Origin of the sequence: Nocardia transvalensis NBRC 15921 (assembly GCF_000308875.1) — a bacterium.
GTDB classification, from domain to species: Bacteria; Actinomycetota; Actinomycetes; order Mycobacteriales; family Mycobacteriaceae; genus Nocardia; species Nocardia transvalensis.
The window spans coordinates 116,001-133,747 of record NZ_BAGL01000124.1 but is presented as its reverse complement, the minus strand read 5'-3'; the positions used below and the strand labels follow the sequence as shown (position 1 = coordinate 133,747).

General features: G+C 69.5%; 17 protein-coding genes. 11 read left to right on the top strand and 6 right to left on the bottom strand.

Annotation, left to right across the window (positions count from 1 at the left end; genetic code table 11):
* Positions 1–4 precede the first annotated feature (4 nt).
* The 6 genes from ON41_RS33925 to ON41_RS33900 are packed head-to-tail and all read left to right on the top strand — an operon-like array spanning position 5 to position 7,349.
* Positions 5–991 carry an ABC transporter permease gene (locus ON41_RS33925; protein WP_246829654.1) on the top strand — a complete coding sequence of 329 codons (987 nt, stop codon included), beginning with the start codon at positions 5–7 and terminating at the stop codon, positions 989–991.
* Positions 988–1,833 (top strand): ABC transporter permease, encoded by an 846-nt coding sequence (locus ON41_RS33920; RefSeq protein ID WP_040752481.1) that lies wholly within the window; start codon positions 988–990, stop codon positions 1,831–1,833. Before ON41_RS33925 ends, ON41_RS33920 begins: the two co-directional genes overlap by 4 nt.
* 2 nt (positions 1,834–1,835) lie before the next feature.
* Positions 1,836–3,452, top strand: a complete 1,617-nt coding sequence (locus ON41_RS33915; protein ID WP_040752479.1) for a dipeptide ABC transporter ATP-binding protein — start codon at positions 1,836–1,838, stop codon at positions 3,450–3,452.
* Entirely contained in the window at positions 3,449–5,086 is a 1,638-nt protein-coding gene (locus ON41_RS33910) for an ABC transporter substrate-binding protein (RefSeq protein ID WP_051163105.1), read from the top strand. Before ON41_RS33915 ends, ON41_RS33910 begins: the two co-directional genes overlap by 4 nt.
* A gap of 1 nt (position 5,087) precedes the next feature.
* Positions 5,088–6,035 carry an LLM class oxidoreductase gene (locus tag ON41_RS33905; protein WP_051163103.1) on the top strand — a complete coding sequence of 316 codons (948 nt, stop codon included), beginning with the start codon at positions 5,088–5,090 and terminating at the stop codon, positions 6,033–6,035.
* Positions 6,036–6,047: 12 nt separating this feature from the next.
* Complete coding sequence (locus ON41_RS33900; protein ID WP_040752477.1) at positions 6,048–7,349, top strand: NtaA/DmoA family FMN-dependent monooxygenase; 1,302 nt, start codon at positions 6,048–6,050, stop codon at positions 7,347–7,349.
* Positions 7,350–7,385: 36 nt separating this feature from the next.
* Here ON41_RS33900 and ON41_RS33895 read toward each other — a convergent pair whose 3' ends face one another.
* From ON41_RS33895 to ON41_RS33885, 3 genes are all read right to left on the bottom strand, one after another.
* Positions 7,386–8,291 carry a LysR family transcriptional regulator gene (locus ON41_RS33895; protein WP_040752475.1) on the bottom strand — a complete coding sequence of 302 codons (906 nt, stop codon included), beginning with the start codon at positions 8,289–8,291 and terminating at the stop codon, positions 7,386–7,388.
* Between the two features lie 102 nt (positions 8,292–8,393).
* Positions 8,394–8,663, bottom strand: coding sequence for a hypothetical protein (locus ON41_RS33890; protein WP_040752473.1), 270 nt, complete (start codon positions 8,661–8,663; stop codon positions 8,394–8,396).
* A gap of 65 nt (positions 8,664–8,728) precedes the next feature.
* On the bottom strand, positions 8,729–10,294 hold the full coding sequence (locus tag ON41_RS33885; protein ID WP_246829653.1) for an adenylate/guanylate cyclase domain-containing protein: 1,566 nt from the start codon (positions 10,292–10,294) through the stop codon (positions 8,729–8,731).
* Positions 10,295–10,468: 174 nt separating this feature from the next.
* Here ON41_RS33885 and ON41_RS33880 point away from each other — a divergent pair, with 174 nt between their 5' ends.
* On the top strand, positions 10,469–11,224 hold the full coding sequence (locus ON41_RS33880) for an SDR family NAD(P)-dependent oxidoreductase (RefSeq protein ID WP_040752590.1): 756 nt from the start codon (positions 10,469–10,471) through the stop codon (positions 11,222–11,224).
* Between the two features lie 182 nt (positions 11,225–11,406).
* On the top strand, positions 11,407–11,970 hold the full coding sequence (locus tag ON41_RS33875) for a hypothetical protein (RefSeq protein WP_040752471.1): 564 nt from the start codon (positions 11,407–11,409) through the stop codon (positions 11,968–11,970).
* Between the two features lie 14 nt (positions 11,971–11,984).
* Here the strand turns inward: ON41_RS33875 and ON41_RS39500 are convergent, their stop codons facing one another.
* Positions 11,985–13,118 carry an LppU/SCO3897 family protein gene (locus ON41_RS39500; protein ID WP_051163101.1) on the bottom strand — a complete coding sequence of 378 codons (1,134 nt, stop codon included), beginning with the start codon at positions 13,116–13,118 and terminating at the stop codon, positions 11,985–11,987.
* A gap of 202 nt (positions 13,119–13,320) precedes the next feature.
* Here ON41_RS39500 and ON41_RS33865 point away from each other — a divergent pair, with 202 nt between their 5' ends.
* Entirely contained in the window at positions 13,321–13,971 is a 651-nt protein-coding gene (locus tag ON41_RS33865) for a DedA family protein (RefSeq protein WP_040752470.1), read from the top strand.
* 29 nt (positions 13,972–14,000) lie between these two features.
* Here ON41_RS33865 and ON41_RS33860 read toward each other — a convergent pair whose 3' ends face one another.
* Positions 14,001–14,873: an oxidoreductase gene (locus ON41_RS33860; RefSeq protein WP_040752468.1), complete on the bottom strand. Its 873-nt coding sequence runs from the start codon at positions 14,871–14,873 to the stop codon at positions 14,001–14,003.
* A 210-nt stretch (positions 14,874–15,083) separates the two neighbouring features.
* Here ON41_RS33860 and ON41_RS33855 point away from each other — a divergent pair, with 210 nt between their 5' ends.
* Positions 15,084–15,839: an STAS domain-containing protein gene (locus ON41_RS33855; protein ID WP_051163099.1), complete on the top strand. Its 756-nt coding sequence runs from the start codon at positions 15,084–15,086 to the stop codon at positions 15,837–15,839.
* 81 nt (positions 15,840–15,920) lie between these two features.
* Positions 15,921–17,027: an NADH:flavin oxidoreductase gene (locus ON41_RS33850; RefSeq protein ID WP_051163122.1), complete on the top strand. Its 1,107-nt coding sequence runs from the start codon at positions 15,921–15,923 to the stop codon at positions 17,025–17,027.
* A gap of 178 nt (positions 17,028–17,205) precedes the next feature.
* Here the strand turns inward: ON41_RS33850 and ON41_RS33845 are convergent, their stop codons facing one another.
* Entirely contained in the window at positions 17,206–17,580 is a 375-nt protein-coding gene (locus tag ON41_RS33845) for an SHOCT domain-containing protein (protein ID WP_040752466.1), read from the bottom strand.
* Between the last annotated feature and the right edge of the window lie 167 nt (positions 17,581–17,747).

Here is a 17,747-nt window from a genome sequence, read left to right as displayed (position 1 = left end):
GGCAGTGCAGGTGTCCGGTTATCTCCTGCGGCGGATAGGCCAAGCCATACTCGTTGTGGCACTGGCTTATTCGGCCGTGTTCTTCGTGCTGAACGTCCTTCCGGGCGATCCGATCGAACAGCAGATCGCGAATCCGGAGAATCCGATCTCCGACGAGGATGCCGCGGCGTTGCGCGCCTATTACCGCCTGGACCAGCCCGTGTATGTGCAATTCGGTATTTCGCTCGAACGGTTGGTATCCGGGGATCTCGGTTATTCGCTCAACAGCGGCCAGCCCGTGTCCCGGTTGCTCGGCGAGGCGTTGCCGTCGACGCTGGCGCTGGCGTCGACGGCGTTCGTGCTGGCCGCGCTCATCGGTTTCGCCCTGGCCCTGGTGGCGGTGTTCGCGCCGTGGGCGCCGTTGCGGGAGACCGCCCGCACGCTGCCGCCGATCTTCCTGTCGGTTCCGGCGTTCGTCTCCGGGCTGCTTGTGCTGCAAGTGGTCTCGTTCCGGCTGGACTGGATGTCCGCGGTGCGGGACGAGGGGTTCCGGTCGGTGCTGTTCGCGGCGATACCCCTCGCCCTGCCGGTGGCCGCGCCGATCGCGCAGATCCTCATCCAGGGGCTGGCCAACGCGGCGGGGCGGCCGTACGTGGAGGTTCTGCGGGCCAAGGGCCTGTCGTCGCCGCGCATCGTCTTCGGGCACGTGGTGCGCAACGGCTCGATCCCGACCGTGACCATCGTCGCCATCACCGTCGGTGAACTGCTGGCCGGGTCGGTGATCACCGAAACGGTGTTCAGCCGCACCGGCATCGGCTACCTCACCGAGACCGCCGTGCGCAACCAGGACACCCCGATCATCCAGGCGGTGGTCATCTCGGTGTCCATCACCTTCGTGGTGATCAATCTCCTCGTCGACCTCGTCTACCCGCTCATCGACCCGCGGATCAGGAGAACGAACCATGTCCCGCAGACCGACGTCGCCCGCCCGGCCGAGGCGGCCCTGACATGACCGCCGTCCCGGCCGTCGCCGCCGTCCCGCAGCCGTCGAGACGCCGCCTCCCGCTGAGCGTCCTGGACCTCGCGGCGATCGTGGTCCTGGCGCTGATCGCCGCCATGATCGTCGCCCCGACCGCCCTCGCGCCCTACGACGCGTTCCAGGAGAACATCGCGCCGCCGCTGTCGGGACCGACGGCGGCGCACCCCTTCGGCACCGACTACATCGGGCGGGATCTGCTGAGCCGCATCGTGGTCGGCACCGCGGCGACCATCTCCGGCTCGTTCGTCGCGGTCGCGATCGGGCTGGTCGCGGGCACCGCGCTCGGGCTCGTGGCCGCGTATTTCGGGCGGCTGGTCGACAGCGTGGTCGGGCGCGTGGTGGACGTGCTGTTGTCGATCCCCACCCTGCTGCTGTCCATCACGATCATCGTGGCGCTCGGCTTCGGGACGGTGAACGCCGCTGTGGCGGTGGGTGTTTCCTCGGTCGCGGTCTTCGCCCGGCTGGCGCGCTCGGAGGTGCTGGAGATCCGGCACCTGCCGTTCGTCGAGGCCGGGGAGCATATGGGCGCCGGGCATCTGCGGCTGCTGTTCCGCCACGTGCTGCCCAACGCGTACTCGGCGGTGCTCTCGCTGGCCGCCCTCCAGTTCGGCGCCGCGATCCTGGCCATCGCCTCGCTGAGTTTCCTCGGGTACGGCGCGCAGCCGCCGGATCCCGAATGGGGACTGCTCATCTCGGAAGGCCGCAACTACATCAACTCGCATCCGACCCTGGTGCTGTTCCCCTCCCTGGCGATCGTGCTCGCCGTCATGACGCTGAGCCGCCTCGCCCACCTCATCCGAAAGAAGGTCGGCTGACCATGGCATCCCCCGAACCGCTACTGGCGGTGTCACACCTGAGCGTCGACTACGCCGCCGCCGGCCCGCACGACGGCAGGCCGGTCGTCTCGGACGTGAGTTTCACCGTCGGCCGGGGCGATGTCGTCGCCGTCGTCGGCCAGTCGGGATCCGGCAAATCCACCATCGCGCGGGCGATACTCGGGCTGCTGCCCGAGGGCGGCCGCATCGTCGCGGGCAACGTGCGCATCGACGGCCTGGACGTCACTCGCCTCGGCCGCCGCCGGTGGCGCGGAATACGCGGCGGCACGGTCGGTTTCGTGCCGCAGGATCCGCTCGGCTCGCTGGACCCGCTGAAACGCGTCGGCAGCCAGATCGCCGAGGTGCTGGTCGCACACGGCATCGCACGCCCGCGCGCGGCGCGACGGCGGGCGGTGGAGTTGCTCGACCGGGTCGGCATCGACGCACCCGAGGCGCGGGCACGGCAGTACCCGCACGAGCTGTCCGGCGGCCAGCAGCAGCGCGCCCTGATCGCGATCGCGGTCGCCGGAGATCCGGACCTGCTCATCGCCGACGAACCCACCTCCGCGCTCGACGTCACCGTGCAGCGCCGGATCCTGGACCTGCTGGACGATCTGCGCCGCGAACGCGGCCTCGGCATCGTCTTCATCACCCACGATCTGGCCCTCGCGGAGCACCGCAGCACTCGCGTAGTGGTGCTGTCCGACGGCGTGATCCGCGAATCCGGCGCCACCGCCGACGTCCTGCGATTCCCCGCCGACGACTACACCCGCCGGCTGATCGGCGACGCGCCCGCGCTCTCGCCCGACAAGTACGAGCGGCCCGCGCCCGACGGCCCGGCGGTGCTCGAGGTGCGCGACCTGACCAAGTCCTACCGCGCCGGCGCTCCCGTGCTGGACGGCGTCGGCTTCTCGGTGACGGCCGGGTCGGTGCACGCGCTCGTCGGCGAATCCGGTTCCGGCAAAACGACTCTCGCGCGCGTTCTCGCAGGGCTGACCGCCTTCGATTCCGGCGAGGTGATCGTCGAGGGCGCCCGCCTGGACAGCCGCGCCTGGTCCACCCCCGCGCTGCGGCGAGAACGGTCGCGGGTGCTGCATCTGGTCCAGCAGAATCCGCTCGCGGCCCTCGATCCGCGCCTGCCGATCGCCGAATCCGTCGCGGAACCGTTGACCATCAACAAGATCGGTACCCGCGTCACCCGCCGGGCGCAAGCGCTGGCCGCGCTGGAGCGGGTCGGGCTGCCGCCGGAGATCGGCGCGCGCCGACCGGCCGAGGTGTCCGGCGGGCAACGCCAGCGCGTCGTCCTCGCCCGCGCACTCGTGGCCGATCCGCGCATTCTCGTCCTGGACGAACCGACCTCGGCGCTGGACGTCTCGGTACAGGCGCAGATCATCGACCTGCTGCTGGGGCTGCAACGCGGCCTGGATCTGACGCTGCTGTTCATCTCCCACGACCTCGCCTTGGTCCGGCAGATCGCCGACGACGTCAGCGTGCTGCACGGCGGCGCGCTCGTCGAAACCGGCCCGGCGCGTGCGGTTTTCGACGCGCCCGCCGCCGAGTACACCCGCCGCCTGCTCGACGCCGTCCCGCGGCCCGCGACGGTGGTGAACGCGGCATGACGCTTCTCGATCGGGCGGTCCGGACCGCGGCCGCCGCGCTCGCTGTCACCGCCATCGCCGCCGGATGCGCGCCCGCCGACGAGACCGGGCGGCCCACCACGCCCGGCCGTGGCGGGCACCTGACCTACCTCGATGCCGAGGCGGTGGCCTCGATGCAGGTGCAGGTGAGTTACTGGCAGAACAGCCTGGTGAAGGATCAGGTCCTGGATCGGCTCGTCTATCAGGACCCGGTGACCTTCCGATTCGTGCCCTGGATCGCCGAGAACTGGACCGTCGACGGGTCGGGCCGGGAGTACCGGTTCACCATTCGCGACGGGGTGAGCTACAGCGACGGCCAGCGGCTGGACGCGGAATCGGTGCGCCGCAATCTCGACTGGCAGTTCAACGGCGACAAGGCCAAAGGCATCATCCGGAATCCGGCGCTGCCCAAGGCCGCCGGCATCACCGCGGATCCCGGCGCGCGCACCGTGACCGTGGTCCTCGAACAGCCCTACGCACCGCTCATCCCGGTGCTGTCGATGAATACCGCCGGTCTGGTCGCCGACCGGACGATCGACGCCGACAAGGAAACCCAGTCGGTGCCCACCAATCTCATCGGATCCGGGCCGTTCGCCGTCGAATCCGAGGTCCCGGACAAGAAGATCGTCCTCGCCAAGCGCCGCGGCTACGCCTGGCCGCCCGCCACCGCACCGCATCAGGGCGAGGCCTATCTGGACACCGTCACGGTCATACCCGTCACCGAGGACAGCATCCGGGTCGGCGCCCTGCGCGCGGGCCAGGCCGACGCCATCCGCTACACCCAGCCACCGGACGAGCAGCTGCTGCGCGGCGAGGGATTCGATGTGCGCGGGCTCCGGACGCCCGGCCTGGCCAACACCCTCGACGTCCGCCAGACCGCGCCGTATCTGCGGGATATCACCGTGCGCAAGGCGATCGGGTACGGCATCGATCGGCAGGAGATTCTGAGCACCCTCTACACCGACAACTGGCGGGCCGCGCAGAACATCGTCACCCGCGGTTTCCCCGGGTACACCGACCGCTCCGACGCGGTGCGTTCGGACCCGCGGGAGGCCGAACGGCTGCTCGACGCGTCGGGCTGGGTGAGCCGCGACGGCGACGGCTTCCGGACCAAGGACGGGCAGCGGCTGTCGGTGCTCATCTACGTCGACGTCTACGACCACACCGCCCGGCCCCTGTACGAGCTGATCCAGCGGCAACTGCGCCGGATCGGCATCGATCTGGTGGTGCGGCAGACGGATTTCGCGAACTACCCGTCGGCGAGCGTGCAGGACCAGGTCGGGCTGCGCCGCAACGGCTGGCCGTCGCCCGATCCGGTGCGGCTGTGGCAGAACTACGACAGCAAGGGCGGCGACCTGTACGCGCTGAAGGGCGGCGACCCGACCGTCGACCGCCTGCTGCGCGCCCAGCTGGTCGAGAACGACCCGCGCCGCCGCGCGGAACTCGTGCGCGAGTACACGAACTATGTGATCGACAACGCGTACACCATCCCGCTGCTGGAGGACACGCAGATCTTCGCGGTCGCCCCGCGGGTGCGCGGCTTCGCCAACGCCGCGAATTCGGTGCCCTGGTTCTACAACGCGTGGATCGACAACGGATCCGGAAAGCGAGGCTGAGATGACTGTCGTTCTCGGAGTGGAGGTTCCGGACGATCAGCTGGCCCGATCGGTGGGCACGGATTTCGAGCGGGCGCCCGAACTTCTCGACCAGGCGGGCGTCGGTTACGTCGTCCTCGGCGCGGACCGGGCATCGCCCGGCAGGCCGCCGGGCGCCCTGGACCCCACGCTGGCGGGAGTCTTCTTCGCCCGCCGCACGCACGGGCTGGGCCTGATCGTGGCGGCGGCCCCGCAGCGTGACCATCCCTTCAATATCGCGCGGCGCACCGCCTCGCTCGACCACATCGCGCGCGGGCGCGGGGGGTGGCTGGCCTCGCGCACCGACCACGCCCTCGCGCTCGGCAGTCCGCCGCACGGCAGCTGGGCGCCGCCGGACGCGCCCACGGGGGCCGCCCTGCTCGCCGATGCCGTGACCGCCGCCCGCGCGCTGTGGCGCACCTGGCCCGCCGCCTCGCTGGCCGAAGACCTCACCGGCCGGCCACCCGAAGCGGAGGTGCGCTACGCCGATCACACCGGCGTGTACGCGACGACCGGGCCCCTGAACGTGCCGACGACACCGCAGGGCGAACCGGTGGTGGCGTGGGACTACCGGCCCGGTGACGCGGGCCGTGCCGCGGTGGCCGATATCGCCTTCGTGACCACCCGCGACCATCCCGCCGCCGCGTCCGAACTGCCGGACACGGTCGCCATCCACGTGCGGCTCGACGGCCGTGATCCCGAATTGGTCTCCCGCATCAGCGAATTGGCCTCATGGGAGACCGCGGGCGTCCTGATCCGGCTCGATCTCGCCGCGATTCCCCGCTTCGTCGAACACACCGTGCCCGCGCTGTCGGGGGCGGGAACGGTGCGGTTGCGCGGGCCCGCCCCGGCACTGCGTGACCATCTCGGCGTCGCGCGTCGCGCGGATCCCGATCCGCGGCGCCTGCGCCCCGTCTTCGCCTCGGCCTGAAGGAGTTTCGTGATGGGACGTGAACACGTCATCCTCAATATCAATGTCCTGGACCTCGGGATCAGCGCGGCGGCCTGGGAGCTGTCCGGATTACCCAAGTCCGCCAACACCACCGGCGACTACTTCGCCGATATCGGGCGCCTCGCCGAACGCGGCACGCTCGACGCGTTCTTCCTCGCCGACAATCCCGCCGTCCGCGAGGATCCGCTGCGACGGCCGGGCGGGCGCGCGCTGGAACCCACCATCATTCTCGCCACGGTCGCCGCGGCCACCAGCCGGATCGGGTTGATCGGCACCCTGTCCACCACCTTCAACGATCCCGTGGAACTCGCCGGACGCCTGCTCACCCTCGACCATCTCAGCGGCGGGCGGGCCGCCTGGAACGCGGTCACCACCTACAACCCGGCCGCCGGTGGCAATTTCGGTCTGACCGCCAACCCCGACCGTGCCTCTCGCTACCGCCGCGCGGACGAATTCGTCGACGTGGTGCTCGCGCTGTGGGAGGGGGCGATCGACGGCCGCGATATCGCCCATCGCGGCGAATTCTTCGATGCCGCAGGGCGATTGCCGCTCGGCGCGTCGCCGCAGGGCCATCCGCTGATCGTGCAGGCAGGCGGCTCTCCGCAGGGACGGGAACTCGCCGGGCGCACCGCCAACGGCGTCTTCACCGCCGAACTGACCCTCGCCGCCGGGCTGGAACACTACGAGCAGGTGAAACAGACCGCCGCGCGATACGGGCGTCCGCGCGGTGATATCGCCATCCTGCCCGGGCTGATCACCATTATCGGCAGCACCCACGCCGAGGTCGTCGGCCGCTACGAGCGGGCGCGGGAATTTCAGGAACCCGGCCAGGAAACCGCGCGCCTGAGCCAGCAGCTGGCGCACGATCTCAGCGTCTACCCCGTCGACGAGCCGTTCCCCCGGGAGGTTCTCGCCGATCCGGCCGACCCGAACGCCTTCGCCGCCTCCCTCGGCTTCCGCGAATCGCTCGTCCGCGGCCTGCGCGATCGGATCGCCGCCCACGGCGATCGGTACACCCTGCGCGATGCTCTGCGGGAATTCGGCGACGGCGGCCACCGCCGTATCATCGGCACGCCGGAACAGGTCGCCGACACCATCGAGGAGTGGTTCCGCGCCGGCGCCGCCGACGGCTTCAACCTCATGCCCGACGCGTTCCCGTCCGGACTGGAGATCTTCGTCGACGAGGTCGTCCCGATCCTCCGGCGCCGCGGGCTGTTCCGCCACGAATACGCCGAGACCACGCTGCGTGATCGGTTCGGAATCGGCGAGGTCCGTACGCACCACGCCGCTTGACGGGGGAGGCCCACAGGCGGGAGGAGGATTCGGCGATTACGACGCCAGGCGTTCGTCTCCCGCGACGCCGCGCAGCGCCGCGACGGCCGCCGCGACCGCCGGTCGCTCCAGCGACGCCTGCCGGTAGGTGACGCCGACCCGGCGGAGCCCGCCGGTGATGGCCGAAGCGATCAGGTGGCGGTGGCGGTCGTCGACCGACATCTCCGGGACGATCGTGACGCCCAGTCCGTGGTCGACCATTTCCGCCATGGCCGCGAAACTTCCCCCGCGATGCTGGATCCGCGGCGCGAAACCCGCCTCGCGGCAGGCGAATATCACCGACACGATCGACGGCGCGCCGTCGCGCGCGGCGATCCAGTCGGCGTCGCGGACCGCGCTCAGGCCGTGCTGCCGGACCGGGTCGCGCAGCGCCGGGGGAGCGAGGAGCACCAGCGGATCGTTCATCAGGAACTCGGACCCGAGACCGAGCGGCAGATCGCGCACCCGGAACGAATACGAGTACGTCACAGCGAGATCCACGTCCTGCTGGCGCACGGCCGGGACCGAATCCACCGGCATCAGGGTCACCAGGCGCACGCGCAGCCCCGGATACTCGGCACGCAACCGCGCCGCGGCGGGCAGGGCCAGCTGCGGCAGCGCGGTCCGGAAGGTGGCCAGGGTGAGCACGCCGGTCACCGCCGCGTCGGTGGCCGCCACCGCGCTCTCGGCCTCCTCCAGCGCCGCCACCACCCGCACGGTGTGGTCGACCAGGACCCGGCCGGCGTGGGTCAGCCGCAGCACCCTGCCCTCCCGCCGCATGAGCACCGCACCCACCTCCTCCTCCAGAATCCGCAACTGCTGCGACACCGCCGAGGTCGTGATGCCGTGCAACTCCGACACGGCCCGCATAGTGGTGTGCTCCGCCAGATCGCGTAACAGGATCAGACGTCGAATGTCGTACATGCGCCCTCACTTCGCCCGTCCCCGCCCCCATCATGAGCAGCCCTGACCGTGGCGGAAATCCTTACGATCAGAACGATTCTGTGCAGCGAGCGTGCACCCCCGCTATGTCAGGAAATGACCCAGCAAGGCGGTCAGGAACGGAGCCAGAGTGATGAAGGCTCCCCGGGACTGTGTCATGGCTGAGGTGGTCGATCCCATCACCTCGGACAGTCGCATGCGGCCCGCGGGTCCATTCCTCGTCGGGCAGCAGGGGCCGGTCGTCGGCATCGGCGCGGCGCCGGCCACCGCGAGCACACCGGCGACGACCAGCACCGGATCGAGGTATCGCTGCCGCGTCGTCGCCGTACTGTCGGCAGTGGGGAGCGATTCCATCGCTCGTCTCTCCAGCTCCGGCGGAATCGGTACTCCTACAAACTATTCCAGCTCGAGCGCCTACATCACTCCTCGGGCTGGTACAGCTGGGTGGGTGCTTGCCGGCCGCGCAGGACGACCTTGTCGACGGCTTTCCAGTGCTGTTCGCCAGTGGCGGCGGTGACGGCGCGTTCGGAGGCCAAGGGGAGGCGGGTGTCGCGCTTGGCGAGTTCGGAGAGGCGGGCGGATTCGTTGACCGGGTCGCCGATCACGGTGTATTCGTAGCGGTCCTCGGCGCCGATATTGCCGGCGACGACCTCGCCGTACGAGACGCCCACGCCGGCTTCGATTCCGAGGTCCGCGGCGGCGAGTTCGCGGGTGATCTCCGCGGCGGCGGCGAGGGCGGCGCCGGCGGGGTCGGGGTGCGGGGTGGGCGCGCCGAAGACGGCCAGGGCGGCATCGCCCTCGAACTTGTTGATCAGGCCGTCGCGGCGGTGGACCGCGGCGACGATGACGCCGAAGAACCGGTTGAGCGTGTCGACCACTTCGTGAGGCGGGAGACGGCTGGCCATCGTCGTGGAGCCGACCACGTCCACGAAGAGCACTCCGACATCGCGGGTTTCGCCGCCCAGCTGGACGCCCCGGTCGAGCGCCGCGCGGACGACATCGGGCCCGACATGCCTGCCGAAAAGGTCACGCAGCCGCTCTCTTTCGGTGAGGCCGTCGACCATCGCATTGAAACCCGCTTGTAGTTCACCCATTTCGGTGCCGTCGTAGACGGCGATCGTCTCGGTGCGGCCGTCGCGGCGCACCCGTTCCATTCCGAGGATCACCGATCGGAGCGGGGCGCCGATCCGATCCGTTCCGAGATAGGTCAGCAGCAGGCCGGTGCAGAAGGACATCACCCCGATGATGCCGACGGACAGCAGCAGATCCCGCTTGGTCGTGCGGTCGTCGGCAGCGCCGAACGCGACCACGAGCACGATACCGGCCACGGGCACGCCGGATCCGAGCAGCCAGGTCACCAGCGAGCGCGTGGTCAGGCCGCGGCGCCGCATCGCCGGGTGCGCCGCGAGCGCCAGGGCCGCGTAGGGACGCATCGCGAATTCGGTGAGCAGGTAGGACGCCGCGCACACGACCGCGGCGCTGAACAGCGATACGAGCAGGGCTTTGGGAATCAGCTCCGGATCGCGCAGTCCGTACAGAGTGGTCATCGACGCCGTGCCGACGATCCACAGAACCGCCTGCATCGTCGTCAGTACCCACGGCGCCCGGAACGCCGACCGGGCCTCCTCCTGGGTGGGGGCCGTCTCGGTGTCGGTGGACCAGCGAAGCATCCGCAACACGACGGCGGTGCCGAACGACGCCCCCACGACGAACGCGGCCACCACGTAGATCGGCAGATAGACGAACGCGACGTCGCGCACCTCGGCCGCGAAGACGTCGGGGTTGGGGATTCCGACGGTGCCGAGCAGGAGCACCACGGCCACTCCGACCGCGTTGGCTGTCACCACCGAGACCGTGAGCAACAGCTGAACCCGGGCCCGGCGCCGCGCCGGGGAATCCCGGCGCGAACCGAGTAGAACGGATCCGTATTCCGTTGCGCCCTGCGGCACCTCGGCCGCCGCGTCCCCGTCCCGCTCACTCTTCACCCGGCCAGCGTATAGGGACCTCTCGCTGCGCCGACCCGATTGCACACCGGGAATCGGGGCTCCGCGCGATCGACGTGATTACCCGTGCTGAGCTAATCTCTAGCTACGCTCGCTCGACGCTTCCGACGCGAACAATCCAAAAATCCGGTGCTGACATTCGGAGAGGAGTCGGACATGGCTGTATACGACGTGGCAGACCGCTCGGCGATCGTGAGCGGGGGTGGTTCCGGCATCGGGCGGGCGGTCGCGCTCGAGCTGGCCCGCAGTGGTGCGGCGGTGCTGGTGTTCGATCTGAACGCCGGACACGCCGCCGATGTCGCCGAGGAGATTCGCGGCGCGGGCGGGACGGCGGCCCCCTTCGACGGCGACGCCTCCGATCCCGAGGTCGTGCGTCGCAGCGTCGAGGCGGCCGGCGAGCTCGGACCGCTCCGGATCGCGGTCAACAATGCCGGCATCAGCGGCGAGACCGCACCGATCGGCGAGTACTCGGCCGAGAGCTGGCGCACGGTCCTGACGGTCAACCTCGACGGCGTGTTCTACGGCCTGCGCGAGCAGTTGCCGGCCGTCGCGGCGGCGGGTGGCGGAGCGATCGTGAATATGGCCTCGATCCTCGGCAGTGTGGGCTTCGCGAATTCGTCCGCCTACGTCACCGCCAAACACGGCCTGCTCGGCCTGACCCAGAACGCCGCGCTCGAATACGCGCCGCAGGGTGTTCGCGTCACGGCCGTGGGCCCCGGTTTCATCGAGACTCCGTTGCTCGCGGACACCATGGACGACGACACCCGAAAGTTCCTGGCGGACAAGCACGCTCTGGGCCGCCTCGGCACCCCGCAGGAGGTCGCGGGCCTGGTCGCTTTCCTCGTCAGCGACGCGGCGACATTCATCACCGGTAGCTACCACCTGGTCGACGGCGGCTACACCGCCCAATAGCGTGACTGTGATCGCTGGATGATTGCTGATCTCATTCGGGTGTCTGTTTGATCTCGCTCGAGCCGAGCCGGTGTCTCGGGTTGTACGCTTCGAATTCCGGCTCACCAGCGTTTCGAAGTGAGCGGTACGGGAGGAGATCGTGTCTGTCGAGGGTTTGCTGACTCGGTAACGAGGAGGAAAACATGAGGATTCTCAACGTCCTGCCCAAGGCCGAACAGCGCCGCGAACCGGCCGATCAACACGAGCCGGACTACCTCGCCTGGTTGTCCGGCGGCGACACCGCGTTCGCGATGTTCTTCAAGCAGGATGCCCCGCGAGTCGCGGCGCTCGACGATCCGTGGACGCTCGAGGGACTGCAGACCGCGGTGGCGACCGCCCGCGAGACCTTCCCCGACTACCGCGCCGTGGTGGCCCCCGAAAACCGTTCGGCGATAGACAGATTCGGCCGTTTCGTGGGCGAGGTCTTCGTCCGCCGCTTCGAAGGTCACTGGTGCAATATGCCCGACAACGCACCCGCCGGCGTGGACTTCTGGCCGATGGTCGAATGCGGCGGCTACCTCGCGTGCATCACCCCGCACAGCCAGCTCGAGATCGCCGTCGTCGAAGGCCGCATGCCGAACCTCTCCGCCGCCCCCGACGGAATCCTGACCGGCCTGTTCGACAGCGTCCAGCGCAGCTACCACAAGTGGGTCACCGCCGACCGCCCGTCCCTCGACGTCTGGGCGACAGCCAAACTCGCCAGTTAGCCGTAAGCGGGTGTTCAGAGCATGTGCAGGCACAGGACGAAGGTCGTGGAGCCCTCGGAGATGACATACGACCGGCCGGACTCCTCGTAGCGCAGGCACCCGGAGGTGTCCTCGGTCCCGTCGAGTCGTGCGACGACTCGTGCCTGGGCGTGCGGTTCCGCGCAGTCGAGCTTCATCAGCTGGGATGCGGACCAGCTCATCCTGGTCCCGTCGGTCGTGGCGACGCAGTCACCGACCGACAAGCCGCGGCGGTCCCTCGCGACGGCGGGGAGGGCGACGGCGGTGACGATGCTCGCGACGATCGTCACCGGTATCAGCAACCCGAGCGCGGCCGGGCGATGCAGCAGCGGTTTGCCCGGATCCATCGGCTGCCGCGGGCTGCCCGGCGCCGGTGGCGCCAGCGCGGCCACCGTCGCACGGGCAGGCAGGTTGATCAGCATGGTCGTGGGATTGATGACGACCGACAGCAGGCCCCACCAGCCGAGCCAGGCGCTGTCCACGGTCATGCGGCGATACGTGGCGAGCCCGCAGTCGCGGCAGAACGGCCCCGGTTGGCGGCGGAACTGCATCACGATCAACAGGCCCCGATGTCCCCGGAAGTCCACCCGCGCAGCCGGTGTCGCGCCACAGTATGCGCAGTAGACGCCGTTGTCCGCTGTTCCTTCGGTTGCCTGGACGGAATGTGTCGCAGACGTTGGATTGCTCAGGGTCGCACCATGATTCGCGACATCGCCTCGGGCGCCGGCGATAGTCGTGGGTCTGCGGAACCATCGGCCGGCGGACGCGCGGTACAGCAGGACGATGACGACGATGGCCGCGACCGAGCCGATGGGTCCGGGTGACAGGCGTACGAAGAAGGGCCCGGGCCCCGTCGGGCCGGGGTGGGTCACGCCGGTGTCGAATGCTGCGGATCCGAGCCCGACCAGCGCTTCCAGGACGGCGAACACGGTCGCGGCAACGCGTACCCCGCCGCGTCCGCTCCCGAAGAAGCACGCGGTGATCGCGAGCATCCAGAAGAAGAAGTACCCGACGACGTTCCCGCCCGCCGCATACGAGTTTCCGAGAGCGGCCCAGGCGACGGTGCCGCTCACCCCGATCGCGGCCATCACGACAATGATCGCCCGCGCCGCCCGGACACTGTGCGGCATCCGCGACGGTGGGATGACAGCGGGCGATCCGGCCTCACCCCCCGGACCGGGAATGGGTTGCGGCGGAGACGGTTGCTGCTGCACGCGCGCAGTGTCCCGGACGGGCTGGGACCGATCATCGGTAGTCGATAGGTACCGGAGGGGTTCGCGGGGTGGGCCGGGACCGGAACGGGTGCCGATGCCGTCGATTACCGTGGCCCCCATGAACTCTGTGCTGCACCGGATTCTCGATGTCGCCCCGGTGTGGGTGTATCTCGTCGTCACCGCGCTGGTGTTCGCCGAGGACGCGATCTTCGTCGGATTCGTGATTCCCGGTGAGACGGCGGCGGTGCTCGGCGGGGTCGCCGCCAGCCAGGGGCACGTCCTGCTGTGGGCCATGATCGCTGTCGTGATCGCCGCCGCGATCGTCGGCGACAGCGTCGGTTACGAGGTCGGCAAGCACGTCGGGCCGCGGTTGCTGGGAGCCTCGATCCTGGACCGGCACCGCGGGCGGCTCGATCGCGCCCAGGATTTCCTCGCGCGCCGCGGCGGCTGGGCGGTGTTCCTGGGCCGGTTCACCGCCTTCTTCCGCGCGGTGATGCCCGCCCTCGCCGGTACCTCCCGCATGCCCTACCGCCGCTTCCTGGCCTTCAACGCGGTCGGCGGAATCGTCTGGGGCGCCACGTTCGTCACCCTCGGATTCGTCGCGGGTCAGTCCTACGAGGCCGTGGCGAAGACCGTCGGCCGCGGCATGGCGATCGCCGTCGTCGCGATCATCGTGATCGCCTTGATCGTGTGGAAGGTCCGCGAACGCCGCCACGACCGCACCCTCGAGGTCGAATACCAGGCCGCCCACGACCCCGACCGCGGCTGACGCCTCGAGTCAGCGGAAGACGCGGACGGCTAGTGGCCGATCGTGTCCAGTTCGTCGAGTTCCTTGCCGGGGAGGGGGATTCGCGCGCCGGAGATGTTCTCGCGGAGGTGTGCTGTCGATGATGTGCCCGGGATGAGGAGGATGTTCGGGGAACGGTGGAGCAGCCAGGACAGGGCGATCGACATCGGGGTCGTGCCGAGGCGGGTGGCCACGGCGGAGAGGGTCGCGGACTGTAGCGGGGTGAAGCCGCCGAGGGGGAAGAAGGGGACGTAGGCGATGCCGTCGGCGGCGAGGTCGTCGATCAGGTCGTCGTCGTGGCGATGGGCGAGGTTGTACATGTTCTGTACGCACACGATCGGGGCGATCGTCCGCGCTTCGGTGACCTGGTCGGCCGTCGCATTGCTGACACCGAGGTGGCGGACGAGGCCCTCCTGCTGAAGCTCGGCGAGTGTCTCGAAGGGTTCGGCGAGCGAACCGGGCTGTGGCCCGTGCGCGTAGCCGAGCCGGAGGTCGACCACGTCGAGCGCGTCCAGCCCGAGATCCTCGAGGTTCTCGTGGACGGCGCGGCGCAGGTCGTCGGGGCGCCGGGCGGGAGGCCAGCCGCCCTGGAGATCGCGGGTGGCGCCCACCTTGGTCACGATGTGCAGTGCGTCCGGATAGGGATGCAGCGCTTCGCGAATCAGCTGGTTGGTGACGCGCGGGCCGTAGGCGCCGGCCGTGTCGATATGGGTGATCCCCAGATCCGCGGCCTCGCGGAGAACATCGAGTGCGCCGTCGCGATCGGCGGGCGGACCCAGGACGCCGGGGCCCGCGAGCTGCATCGCGCCGTAGCCGAAGCGCGTGACGGTCAGGTCGCCGAGAGTCCAGGTTCCGCCGGGAAGTGCGTGGGACGATGTGCTCATTACCTCTGTCTCTCCGGGTCGTCGTGCGTGGCAGCTCCGGTCAGTATGGGCAGGTCGCTTCCCGGCGGTAAGTAGGCACTCGAAGGTGCGTAAGGCACCGGCCTGGCGCGCGGGTGTTCACGGTGTCGGCGTATCGTTCTATTCGAATGCGTGCGGGATGCGTGGGCCGGAAAGCATGATTCGCAGGGTGGTTCGCTGAGGGGGCGGCAGATGGGCGGCGTCGGCATCACGTGGATCCGGTCCGAGTTCGAGAACTGTTCCGTCGTCCGGCCCTGCGGGGAACTCGATGTGCTCACCTATCGGCGGCTGAGCGACGACCTCGTGAAATACGCCGTCGAGCAGCCGCGGGCCGTGATCGTGTCGCTGGTCGATCTGACGGTCACCGCCGACACGCTGATGACGGCGTTCTCCAGCGCCTGGATGCGCATCGGTACGTGGCCGGCGGTCCCGATGGTGCTCGTGACGTCCTCGTCGGCGCTGCGCGATCGACTGCGGTCCAGCTCCGTCGACCGATTCGTGCCGGTGTTTCCCACGATCGCGGAGGCGGTCGCCGGTCTCGCCGGGCAGCCGGCCCGGCGACGCGTATTCATCGATCTGGCCCGCTCCCCGGCATGCGCAAGGCGCGCACGGAGATTCGCCTACGAGACCTGCGAGCGCTGGTCGGTGCCGGAGGTCTGCGGCCACGCCGGGTTGATCGCGACGGAGCTGGTCGAGAACTCCCTGCTGCACGCGGACCGCGGCGACGATATCGGGCTGCGGCTGGAACTCCGCGGCGGTGTGCTCACGGTGGCCGTATACGACGCGGACCCGCACGAAGCGGTGCTGCGGGAGAGCGCGTCCGGCGTGCATCAGGCCGGTGGGCTGCACATCGTGTCCCGCTTCGCGCAGGCCTGGGGGTGCTCGCCGCGCTGGCCGGCCGGGAAAGTGGTGTGGGCGACGCTCCGAACCGGTAGCCGCGCAGGCTGAGTAGGCGCCGGAATGACGACCGGGGTGGCGCGGTTGTTCCCTGCGGAATTCGCGGTTGTCGTCTCGGAAGGAATGTGTTCCATGACACAGGGAACGGTCGAAGATCCCTCGCGCTACCTCGAGGATTTGTTCACCGAGTTCCATGCGGGATCGCTGCGAGTGCGCAATCGGTTCGCGATGGCTCCGATGACGCGGGCGAAATCGCCGGGCGGTGTCCCGAATGCGGAGAATATCGACTATTACCGCAGTCACGCCGCCGGGGGTGCAGGCTTGATCATCACCGAGGGCACCTACGTCCGGGGTCCGGCGGCCGGGCCGCATCCGGATGTGCCGCGGTTCTACGGTGAGGACAGCGCGGCCGGCTGGCGCGCGGTGGTCGAGGCGGTCCACGGGGAGGGCGGGGCCATCGTCCCGCAACTGTGGCACACCGGCGTGGAGCGCGGCCGCACCCCGGACCTCGAGCCGGAGGTCTCGTCCGTGAGCCCGTCCGGCATCGAGTACACCGGACAGCAGGTCGGCCGGGCGGCGACGGCCGACGACCTGGACGCGCTCGTCGAGTCGTATGTGGAGTCCGCGATTCTGGCCGAGCGGCTGGGTTTCGACGGCATCGAACTGCACGGCGCGCACGGCTACCTCCTCGACCAGTTCTTCTGGACCGCGACCAACCGGCGCGGCGACGAATACGGCGGAACCCTGCGTGAGCGCGCCGCGTTTCCCGCCCGCGTCGTAGCCGCTGTCCGGGCCGCGGTCGCCTCCGATTTCCCGATCATCTACCGCTATTCGCAATGGAAGGGCGTCGACTACACCGCCCGGATCGCCGAGACGCCCGGCGAACTCGAGGAGTTGCTGACACCGCTGGTCGAGGCGGGCGTCGACATCTTCCACACCTCGCTGCGGCGGCACTGGCTCCCCGAGTTCACCGACCACGCGGACGACCTGAGCCTCGCCGGGTGGACCAAGAAGATCACCGGCCTGCCCGTGATCACCGTCGGTTCCGTCGGCGTCGACAGCGTCTTCCGCGGCGACCGGATCGACGAGACGCAGGCCGACAGGTTCCGCGTCCTGCAGCGGCAATTCGAGCGGGGCGAATTCGACATCGTCGCCGTGGGCCGGGCACTACTGGCCGACCCGGCCTGGGTGAACAAGGTCCGCGACGGCCGACTCCCGGAAATCACCCCCTTCCGCTAGCCCGCCCGCTGGATGCGGTCCGTGCGTCGTGCTGCCCACTGGTCGCGGACATGATGTGATGGATCGGCATCCAGCAAGCGGGCGCGGTGCTGACGGTCGACGGCCACGAGGTGACGGCGGATCTCTCGATCGGGTGACACCCGGCGCGGTTCTCACCCCGGATCCGCCGTGGCCGGGGTCAGGCGAGTGCCTTGTTCTTGAGGCGGTCGAATTCCTGCGCCGAGATCGTGCCGGCGTCCAGCAGTTTCTTGGCGTCGGCTATCTGGGCCGCCGAATTGGTGCCGGCGGTCTCGCGGATGTAGTCCTGCTGAGCGGCCTGTGCGGCCTGCATGGCGGCCGCGCTGCGTTCGGCCATGCCGCGGCCGCGGACGAGCAGGTAGACGAGTGCGGTGAGCAGCGGGAACACGAACAGGAAGACGATCCAGACGGCCTTGACCCAGCCGGAGGTCTGCCGGTCCCGGAACAGGTCGCCGATGATGTAGAACAGCATGAGCAGGTAGGCGACGAAGGCGAAACTCACCAGCAGCAGCCAGAGCACTTCCCACACCGACATGGTTCACCTCGCGGACTCGATCGACAGCGCCGCAGTTCTGCGGCCGTGGCGTAAGGCTAGGAGCCGGGGCGGTCGCGCGAATCACCCGGCGAGGGTGAATTCGACAGACCGTCGCCGACACCCATCGGGCTCCTGTATCAGCAGCGAGTATCCGAGGCCGCGGCCCA

Excerpts from the sequence above, each read along its gene's own strand:
- ON41_RS33920 (WP_040752481.1), top strand. The coding sequence starts at position 988 with ATGACCGCCGTCCCGGCCGTCGCCGCCGTCCCGCAGCCGTCGAGACGC.
- ON41_RS33915 (WP_040752479.1), top strand. The coding sequence starts at position 1,836 with ATGGCATCCCCCGAACCGCTACTGGCGGTGTCACACCTGAGCGTCGAC.
- ON41_RS33910 (WP_051163105.1), top strand. The coding sequence starts at position 3,449 with ATGACGCTTCTCGATCGGGCGGTCCGGACCGCGGCCGCCGCGCTCGCT.
- ON41_RS33905 (WP_051163103.1), top strand. The coding sequence starts at position 5,088 with ATGACTGTCGTTCTCGGAGTGGAGGTTCCGGACGATCAGCTGGCCCGA.
- ON41_RS33900 (WP_040752477.1), top strand. The coding sequence starts at position 6,048 with ATGGGACGTGAACACGTCATCCTCAATATCAATGTCCTGGACCTCGGG.
- ON41_RS33895 (WP_040752475.1), bottom strand. The coding sequence starts at position 8,291 with ATGTACGACATTCGACGTCTGATCCTGTTACGCGATCTGGCGGAGCAC.
- ON41_RS33890 (WP_040752473.1), bottom strand. The coding sequence starts at position 8,663 with ATGGAATCGCTCCCCACTGCCGACAGTACGGCGACGACGCGGCAGCGA.
- ON41_RS33880 (WP_040752590.1), top strand. The coding sequence starts at position 10,469 with ATGGCTGTATACGACGTGGCAGACCGCTCGGCGATCGTGAGCGGGGGT.
- ON41_RS33875 (WP_040752471.1), top strand. The coding sequence starts at position 11,407 with ATGAGGATTCTCAACGTCCTGCCCAAGGCCGAACAGCGCCGCGAACCG.
- ON41_RS39500 (WP_051163101.1), bottom strand. The coding sequence starts at position 13,118 with ATGCCGCACAGTGTCCGGGCGGCGCGGGCGATCATTGTCGTGATGGCC.
- ON41_RS33865 (WP_040752470.1), top strand. The coding sequence starts at position 13,321 with ATGAACTCTGTGCTGCACCGGATTCTCGATGTCGCCCCGGTGTGGGTG.
- ON41_RS33860 (WP_040752468.1), bottom strand. The coding sequence starts at position 14,873 with ATGAGCACATCGTCCCACGCACTTCCCGGCGGAACCTGGACTCTCGGC.
- ON41_RS33855 (WP_051163099.1), top strand. The coding sequence starts at position 15,084 with ATGGGCGGCGTCGGCATCACGTGGATCCGGTCCGAGTTCGAGAACTGT.
- ON41_RS33850 (WP_051163122.1), top strand. The coding sequence starts at position 15,921 with ATGACACAGGGAACGGTCGAAGATCCCTCGCGCTACCTCGAGGATTTG.
- ON41_RS33845 (WP_040752466.1), bottom strand. The coding sequence starts at position 17,580 with ATGTCGGTGTGGGAAGTGCTCTGGCTGCTGCTGGTGAGTTTCGCCTTC.